General features: G+C 70.2%; 7 protein-coding genes and 1 pseudogene. 1 reads left to right on the forward strand and 7 read right to left on the reverse strand.

Annotated elements, in window-relative coordinates:
- The 7 genes and pseudogenes from CVO76_RS05595 to CVO76_RS05625 form a co-directional block, all read right to left on the reverse strand.
- Positions 1-467: pseudogene (locus CVO76_RS05595) on the reverse strand (hypothetical protein); the annotation flags it as partial.
- A 391-nt stretch (positions 468-858) separates the two neighbouring features.
- Positions 859-1,911: a siderophore-interacting protein gene (locus CVO76_RS05600; RefSeq protein WP_244186228.1), complete on the reverse strand. Its 1,053-nt coding sequence runs from the start codon at positions 1,909-1,911 to the stop codon at positions 859-861.
- The gene (locus CVO76_RS05605) at positions 1,908-2,831 is read right to left on the reverse strand and encodes an ABC transporter ATP-binding protein (protein WP_208741138.1); all 924 of its coding nucleotides are present in this window, start codon (positions 2,829-2,831) and stop codon (positions 1,908-1,910) included. Before CVO76_RS05605 ends, CVO76_RS05600 begins: the two co-directional genes overlap by 4 nt.
- A gap of 2 nt (positions 2,832-2,833) precedes the next feature.
- Entirely contained in the window at positions 2,834-3,844 is a 1,011-nt protein-coding gene (locus CVO76_RS05610; RefSeq protein WP_133081594.1) for a FecCD family ABC transporter permease, read from the reverse strand.
- 62 nt (positions 3,845-3,906) lie between these two features.
- Positions 3,907-4,971, reverse strand: a complete 1,065-nt coding sequence (locus CVO76_RS05615; RefSeq protein WP_208741140.1) for a FecCD family ABC transporter permease — start codon at positions 4,969-4,971, stop codon at positions 3,907-3,909.
- Between the two features lie 134 nt (positions 4,972-5,105).
- Positions 5,106-6,116 carry a glutathione S-transferase family protein gene (locus CVO76_RS05620; RefSeq protein WP_208741143.1) on the reverse strand — a complete coding sequence of 337 codons (1,011 nt, stop codon included), beginning with the start codon at positions 6,114-6,116 and terminating at the stop codon, positions 5,106-5,108.
- A gap of 80 nt (positions 6,117-6,196) precedes the next feature.
- The gene (locus CVO76_RS05625; protein ID WP_208741145.1) at positions 6,197-7,288 is read right to left on the reverse strand and encodes a YihY/virulence factor BrkB family protein; all 1,092 of its coding nucleotides are present in this window, start codon (positions 7,286-7,288) and stop codon (positions 6,197-6,199) included.
- A gap of 148 nt (positions 7,289-7,436) precedes the next feature.
- Here CVO76_RS05625 and CVO76_RS05630 point away from each other — a divergent pair.
- The coding region (locus CVO76_RS05630) for an NAD-dependent epimerase/dehydratase family protein (RefSeq protein ID WP_208741147.1) at positions 7,437-8,175 on the forward strand (739 nt) is incomplete at its 3' end.

Raw genomic sequence — 8,175 nt, forward strand, 5'->3', positions numbered from 1 at the left:
CCCATGACCAGCCCTGCCGAGGCGAGCACGATCCCTGCCGTCGCGGCGTTGTCGCGCAGCCGGGAGAACGACGCCGGCCGAGGTGCGTGCGGGCGGAGTGAGCGCCGCGGGCCCGAGCGCAGGTCCGGATGCAGGTCCTCCCTCAACTCCGGATGCAGATCCGCATGCGCGACGGGCACGGAACGGCGGGCACTGCGCCGTGTCGGCAGGACTGCTGCAGCGTCCCGGGCCGCTGCCTGCTGCTCGCGGAGCCCGCGTCGGGTCGTGGGCTCCGGGGCAGCGGGTGCGGTCGTCGGAAGGGCGGGTGCAGCGACGGACGGGACGGGCGGAAGGGCCTCACCGGCGACCGGGACCCGGAGCGAGCGGCGGCTGGGCGGGCCGGGATGAGCGGGGCGGTGGGCAACCGGGTGCTGCTGCGCTCGATCGTCGGACGCGCGGCGGCGCCCGGACGTAACCGTCTGGGTCAACTGCTTACCTCTCTCGGACGCCCGCGAAGTCGGCTGCCGGATTCGAGCAGGAGTCGGCTCGACCTCCACGCGGTCCGGATCGCGGAGGAGCCGCAGACGGGACCGTACAGAGGAGCAGTGCGGAAGGGCTTCACCCCCAGGCGGCTCGAGCCGCGTCGGACGTGGATCCTCCACCCCTGTCACACAGTGTTCAGGCGGTCCGCTGACAGGGTCGGGCGTGCGGACCTGGATTCCGTGGAACCAGCTTTGACTGCTCAAACCCTAGGCCACGGGGTCCGAAGTTACAATTCCGTTATCCTGCCTGTGGATCATCCGTGTCATACTGCGTTCCGTCACCAGGTTCCTGCGCGAAGACGCTGAAGAACCTGCGCCTTCCGGCTTGGCCGGCGCCTCAGGCGAGCTCTGCGCGGCCCTTGCGCCAGTACCCCATGAAAGCGACCTGCTTCCGGTCCACCCCGACGTCGCGCACGAGGTACCGCCGCAGGCCACGGACGACGGCGGCTTCCCCTGCGATCCACGCGTAGAAGGGCTGGGTGCCGGCAGGGCGCCCGGAACCGACAGTCGACTGCACGATGGCCGCCTCCATCCGCTGCGGCGTCTCCCACAGGATCGTCCGGTCGATGTCGACCTCCTCGGGCTCGCTTCCTCCCCGCGCACCGGCGGGACCGGCGAGCGACACCCAACCCGGCACCCGGACGGCGTCCCGGACTGCGGCCTCCAGCTGCTCGCCATGCGGCCGGTCCCCACGCGCCAGCCAGGTGATGGCCACGGAGGACTTCGTGGAGATGGCCTGGACGTCCTGCAGGTCCGGCACTTCGAGGAAGGCGGACCCGCTGATGTCCTCGGGCAGGGCCTCGAGGATCGCGCTGATGGCGGGCACCGCCGTCTCGTCACCGGCGAGGAGGACGTGCTGGGCGAGGCCCGGGCTCCACTCGATGCCGCCGTAGGCACCCGCCGTCGCGCACTGCGCCGCCGAGGAATTGGGCCCGATGATGCAGACCCGGTCACCGGGCCGGGCCGCCGCGGCCCACTCCGAGGCTGGGCCGCCCCGGCCGTCGTCGTCGAGGTGCATCACGAAGTCGACGTCGATCTCCGGGCGCGGACCGCCGCAGCGCACGTTCCGCACCGTGTAGGTGCGCATGGAACCACGCTCCTCCGCCTCCAGGCCCAGCCACAGCTGGTACCAGTTCGCCGAGTCCCCGCGCTTCATCATGCCTGCGATGTCCGGGCAGTCACGGCCCTTCGACGGGATGACGATCTTGATCCGGAGGTCGAGGGTGTCCCCTGCCACCCCGAACGCCTCGAGGCATGCCCCACCGAACGTGATGCGGCGGAAGGTGGCACCGAGGTCCTGCACGGCGGTGACGACGACGTCGAACGCGAGCACCATGGGCTCGGTGTCGGCGACGGTCCGCAGTGCGTTCCGATGGGTCACTTGGGTCATGATGCTGCCTCCACGGGGGCGGGAACGGCGTCCTGCGGGTTGGGTCGGTACCCCGTGGCCTGCTGCCGGCCTGCGGGGGGAGTCTGGGGACGGGCGGGTGCCGGAGGGCTGTGGTGCCTGCCCACCGGGATCACCATCGGCGTGCCGGAGACCGGGTCCTCGATGATCCGGCACTCCAGGTCGAAGACGCCCGAGACGGTCTCCTGGGTGACGACGGCGGCGGGGGGCCCGGCTGCCACGATCCGTCCGTCCCGCATCGCGATGAGGTGGTCCGCATAGCGTGCGGCGAGGTTCAGGTCGTGCAGCACCATGACGACGGTGGTGCCGGACCGCCGGTTCAGGTCCGTGATGAGGTCCAGCACCTCCACCTGGTGCGTCACGTCGAGGAAGGTGGTGGGCTCGTCGAGCAGCAGGATGCCCGTCTGTTGCGCGAGGGCCATCGCGATCCACACACGCTGTCGCTGCCCACCGCTGAGCTCATCCACGTTGCGGTCGGCGAGGGCCAGCGTGTCGGTGGCCTCCAGCGCGTCCGCCACCGCCTCGTCGTCCTCAGGGGTCCACTGGCGGAACCAGCCCTGGTGCGGGTAGCGGCCGCGCCCCACGAGGTCGGCGACGCTGATACCGTCCGGTGCCACAGGGGTCTGGGGCAGTAGTCCGAGGACTCGGGCGACGGCCTTCGTGGACTGGGCGGAGATGTCAGACCCGTTGAGCACGACCGCGCCCTCGACCGGCTTGAGGAGACGGGCGAGTCCGCGCAGCAGGGTGGACTTGCCGCAGGCGTTGGCCCCGACGATCACCGTCACCCGCCCGGCCGGGAGCGTGAGGGAGAGCCCGTCGACCACGGTGCGCTGGTCGTAGGCGAGGGTCAGCCCTTCGGCGGACAGGGTATCCCCCGACGTGGGTTCCTGACGTGCAGCCATGCTCAGCCTCCCTGGCCTGATCGGTTCGCCGTGGCCAGCAGCCACAGCAGGAACGGGGCACCGAGCGCGCCGGTCACGACGCCGACGGGCAGTGACGCCCCGGGGATGAGGTTCGCGGCGATGAAATCGGCCCCGAGGACGATTCCTGCCCCCACCAGGGCCGCCATGACCAGCGAGGGCCGGTTCCCGAGCAGCCTGCGCGCGATCGGTCCGGACAGGAAGGCCACGGACGCGACGGGCCCTGCGGCCGCGGTGGCCACGGCCGCGAGGGCGACGGCGGTGGACATGAGTCCCAGCCGTGAGGCCTCGACCCGGAGCCCGAGGCCTGCTGCGGCGTCGTCGCCCAGGACGAGGCCCTGCAGGCTGCGCGAGAGGACCGCCGCGGCCGGCAGCAGGACCACGAGGGCGGCGACCAGGACGGCCGCACGGTCCCAGTTGCTCGAGTTGAGCGAGCCGTTGAGCCACAGCAGTGCTTCCGATGCCGTCCGGAGGTCGGTGCGGGTGATCAGGAAGTTGACCAGCGCGTGCAGGACGGCCGCGAAGCCGATGCCGACGAGGATGAGGCGGTAGCCCGCTACTCCCCCCCGGCGCGAGATCAGATAGATCGCCGCGGCGACGACCATCGCGCCGACCAGCGCGGAGAGGGACACGGCGGCGCCGGCGGCGCCGAAGAGGACGATCGCCGTGACCGCCGAGGCACTCGCTCCGTAACTGATCCCGATGATGTCGGGGCTCGCGAGGGGGTTCCTGAGCATGGTCTGGAACACGGCTCCGGCGAGTCCGAAGCACACACCGACCAGGACCCCGATCACCGAGCGGGGAAGCTTGTTCTCCATCACGATGAAGCTGGCACCCGGGATGTCGGCACCCCCGAGGATCCGGAAGACGTCGGGGATGGTCACCGTGTAGGAACCGAGCAGGACGTTCGCGGCGAACAGGACGACGACGACCGCCCCGACCGCGGCCAGGCGGAGCCCGCTGCTGCGCCGGCGACGGGCACGGACGAGGGCCAGCCCTGCGGCCGGGGGTGCCGGGGCAGGCGGCGGGGGGACCTGCGAGGAGTCGAGCGTCGTGCTCACAGGTGGGCCATCCTGCGTCGGCGCACGAGCCAGATGAAGAAGGGGGCGCCGACGACCGCGGTCATGATGCCCACCTGCACTTCTCCGGGCGGCAGGATGACCCGGCCGATGATGTCGGCGCCGAGCAGCAGGACCGGGCCGAGGAGAGCGGAGAACGGGAGGATCCAGCGGTAGTCGGCCCCGACGACGAGGCGTACGACGTGAGGGATCACGAGGCCCACGAAGGCGATGGGGCCGGCGGCGGCGGTGGCGGCCCCGCACAGGATCACGACGCCCAGCGCCGTGATGCCCCGCGCGAGGTTCACGTTCTGCCCGAGTCCGCGCGCCACGTCGTCGCCCAGCGCGAGGCCGTTGAGGACCTTGCCCGTGGCCAGCGTCATCACGAGGCCCACCAGCAGGAACGGGGCGACCGTGCCGATCACGTCCCAGCCCCGGCCGGACAGCGTGCCGACCTGCCAGAAGCGGAAGGCGTCGAGAGTCTCCTGGCTGGAGACGAGGACCGCATTCGTGAGGCTGGCGAGGCCGGCGGCCAGTGCCGCGCCGGCGAGCGCGAGCTTGACCGGCGTCGCGCCCTCCCGTCCGAGGCTGGCGACGGCGTAGACCGCGAGGGCTGCGGCGCCCGCACCGGCGAAGGCGCACCAGATGTACCCGGAGGCGGTGGTGAGGTCGAAGAGATGGATCCCGACGACGACGGCCAGTGACGCTCCGGCATTGATGCCAAGGATCCCCGGATCGGCCAGCGGATTCCGCGCGATCCCCTGCAGGGCTGCCCCGGCCGTTGCCAGGGCCGCTCCGACGAGCAGGCCGATGACGGTGCGCGGGACACGGGAGAGCACGACCGCGTGGTCGCCGTCGGCGGGATCGAAGGCCAGGACGGCGTCGATCATGGTGCCGGGACCGACCGAGCGGGCCCCGATGGTGAGGGAGGCGACGCAGAAGGCGAGGAGGACCAGCGCGGTGAGGACCAGCTGCGCGGCGGTGCGGGGAACCGAGGACCGCCGCCGGGCCGACAGGGGCCGGTCGCCGGTCGAGGGGCGCGAGGCGGCGGCCTGGACTGCCATGGTGCTCCCCTCAGACGGTCGATGAGTCTGAAGTAAGGCTAGCCTATGCTGCTGACGATTAAGAAACGAGTTTGTTCGCTAATTGGGACGGCCGCTGCGGCGGACGCAGGCGGCCCCGCCTGCGTCCACCCCCACTACTCGGGGGTCGGCGGGGTGCCGTCGCCGAAGGGCCGTCCACCCAGGGATGCGCGTCCGTGGTCCGTGGTCCATCCCGCGAGGTCGGGACCTTTGGGGACGATCCCGGTGGGGTTGATGTCCTCGTGCACGATGTAGTAGTGCTGCTTGATCTGCTCGAAGTCGATCGTGTCGCCGAAGCCCGGCGTCTGGAACAGATCGCGGGCGTAGCCCCACAGCGCGGGCATCTCCGTCAGCTTGTTCCGGTTGCACTTGAAGTGGCCGTGGTAGACCGGGTCGAACCGGACGAGCGTGGTGAACAGGCGGACGTCGGCCTCCGTGATGGTGTCCCCCACGAGGAACCGCTGGGTGGTGAGCCGTTCCTCGAGCCAGTCCAGAGCCGTGAACAGCCGGTCGTAGGCGGCGTCGTAGGCCTCCTGCGATCCCGCGAAGCCGCAGCGGTAGACGCCGTTGTTGACCTCGGTGAAGACCCGCTTGTTGACGGTGTCGATCTCCTCCCGGAGCGCCTCCGAATACAGGTCCGGAGCACCCTCGCGGTGGAATTCCGTCCATTCGCCGGAGAAGTCCAGGGTGATCTGGGGGAAGTTGTTGGTCACGACCGCGCCGGTGGTCGTGTCCACGATCGCCGGAACCGTGATGCCGCGCGCGTAGTCCGGATCGCGCTTGAAGAAGGCTTCCTGCAGCCGCTCGATACCGAGGACCGGGTCGCGGCCGTCGGGATCGAGGTCGAAGGTCCAGGACCGGCTGTCGTGGGTGGGGCCCGGGGTGCCGAGGGAGATCGCGTCCTCCAGCCCGAGGAGACGGCGCACGATGATGGTCCGGTTGGCCCAAGGACAGGCGCGGGCCGCGATCAGGCGGTAGCGCCCGGCCTCGACGGGATAGCCGTCCGCTCCGTCCCGCGTGATCCGCGTCTCGATGTACTGCGTGTCCCGCGTGAACTCCTGGCCGTCGGTCACGTAGGACCCCTTGGTGCTGTGCCCTGACGTGTCGGCCTGCTGGGTATCGGTCATGCAGCCAGTCTAGGACCGCGGACATGCAGGAGGCCCGGCCGTTGACACGTCCGGGCCTCCTGGTGCAGGGTGCGGTCGGCCTACCGGCGGGCCGACTCCCGCTCGTACTTCTCGCGGAGCTCGCGACCCTCGTTGACGAGCTTGCGGTACTTCTCGCGCTTCTTGTCGGCAGCCTTGGTGTCGCGGGGCGGCAGCTGGATGCCGTCCTCCGCCTCGATGCCGCCCTGCAGTTCCCTGCCGCGTTCCATCTCGGCGTCGAACTCGACACCGAACAGGAGCGAGAGGTTCGCCAGCCAGATCCAGAGGAGCAGGACGATCACGCCGGCGATGGCGCCGTAGGTCTTGTCGTAGCTGCCGAAGTTGGCCACGTAGAGGGAGAACGCCGCGGTGGTGATGGCGAGGACGATCAGGGCGATGAACCCGCCGAGACTCATCCACCGGAACTTGGGCTGCTTGACGTTCGGCGAGCCGTAGTAGAGGACGGCGATCATGAGGACCGCGAAGAACACGACGACGGGCCACTTGGCGATGTTCCAGATGGTCAGTGCGCTGCCACCGAGTCCGATCGTGTTCCCGACGGCCTCGGCGACGGGCCCGGAGAGCACGAGCATGAGGCCCATGACGACGATCAGGACGAGGACGACGACGGTGACGAGGAGCATCTGCGGGCGCAGCTTGAAGAAGCCCCGGCCCTCCTCGACCTCGTAGACGCGGTTCATCGCCCGGGAGAAGGCGTTCACATAGCCCGATGCCGACCAGATGGCGCCGAGGAGGCCGATCACGAAGGTCAGTCCGGCCGCCTGGTTGGAGGCGAGGTCCTCGATCGTGGGCCTGATGGTCTCCAGGGTGTCCGGCGGCGCGAACTGGCCGACGATCTCCAGGACCTGGTTGGTGGTGTTCTGGGCCTGTCCGAACAGCCCGAGGAGGGACAGCAGGGCGAGGATCCCGGGGAAGATCGCGAGGACCGCGTAGTAGGTCAGCGCCGCGGCCAGATCGGTGCACTGGTCCTTGCCGAACTCGTTGAGCGACCGCTTGAACACGTACTTCCAGGCGGGCTTCCCGACATCCTTCGGATCATCCGGCTTCCGGGGATCGTTCGGATCGGGCGCGGTCTGCGCCTTCTGCGAGGCGTCACTCTTCGGCTCACTGCCGACCTTGCTGTTACTGCTCACGGATACCTCCCGCTATGGCCCTGGAAAGGGCGTCGTGCGCCCTTGCGGCTGTACGTCTCCTTCAACTGCACCATAAGCTTGCTTAGTAGTCCAGTTCGGATCAGCGCCCTCCCCCGTCCCCACAACCAGCAGGCCAAGGAGTAGAACCATGCGCATAGCAGTCATCGGTGCCACCGGGAACGTGGGCACCGCGGTCCTCTCCCGCCTCCACCGGGCAGCGCGGGACCGCGAGGCCATCGAGCGGTCCGGCTACGACACCTCGGGGGACACGGGCGGCATCACCATCACCGGGATCGCCCGCACCATCCCGGACACGACGCAGGCCCCCTACGACGGCGTCGACTGGCATGCGATCGACATCGGGACCGACGAGGGCAGGGAGGCCCTGGTGCTCGCGCTCGCGGGAGTGGACGCCGTCGTGCACCTCGCTTGGGCCATCCAGCCGAATCACGACGAACCCGCCATGCGACGGACCAACGTCACCGGGACGGCCAACGCCCTCCACGCAGCCGCCACCGCCGGTGTGCGGCAGTTCGTCTGCGCGTCCTCCGTCGCGGCCTACTCGCGTGCCGGCAAGGACACCCGCAGGGGCGAGGCATGGCCGACCGACGGCGTCCGGTCCTCCCAGTACAGCCGCCAGAAGGCCGAGCAGGAACGCCTGCTGGACGCGTTCGAGCAGGCCTACCCGGAGATCGCGGTGGCCCGCCTCCGGCCGGCCCTGATCTTCCAGAGCGGAGCGGGCAGCGAGGTGGGCCGCTATTTCCTCGGCCCGCTCGTCCCGAAGGTCCTCCTGGGCGTCCCGCTTCCCGTGCTGCCCGTCCCGGCAGCCTTCATCTTCCAGGCCGTGCACGCGGAGGACGTCGCCGACGCGTACTGGCGGGTGCTGG

This window comes from Arthrobacter agilis (assembly GCF_002953615.1).
GTDB classification, from domain to species: domain Bacteria; phylum Actinomycetota; class Actinomycetes; order Actinomycetales; family Micrococcaceae; genus Arthrobacter_D; species Arthrobacter_D agilis_B.

Coding starts and splice junctions, on each gene's coding strand:
- CVO76_RS05600 (WP_244186228.1), bottom strand. CDS start 1,911: ATGACCCAAGTGACCCATCGGAACGCACTGCGGACCGTCGCCGACACC.
- CVO76_RS05615 (WP_208741140.1), bottom strand. CDS start 4,971: ATGGCAGTCCAGGCCGCCGCCTCGCGCCCCTCGACCGGCGACCGGCCC.
- CVO76_RS05605 (WP_208741138.1), bottom strand. CDS start 2,831: ATGGCTGCACGTCAGGAACCCACGTCGGGGGATACCCTGTCCGCCGAA.
- CVO76_RS05620 (WP_208741143.1), bottom strand. CDS start 6,116: ATGACCGATACCCAGCAGGCCGACACGTCAGGGCACAGCACCAAGGGG.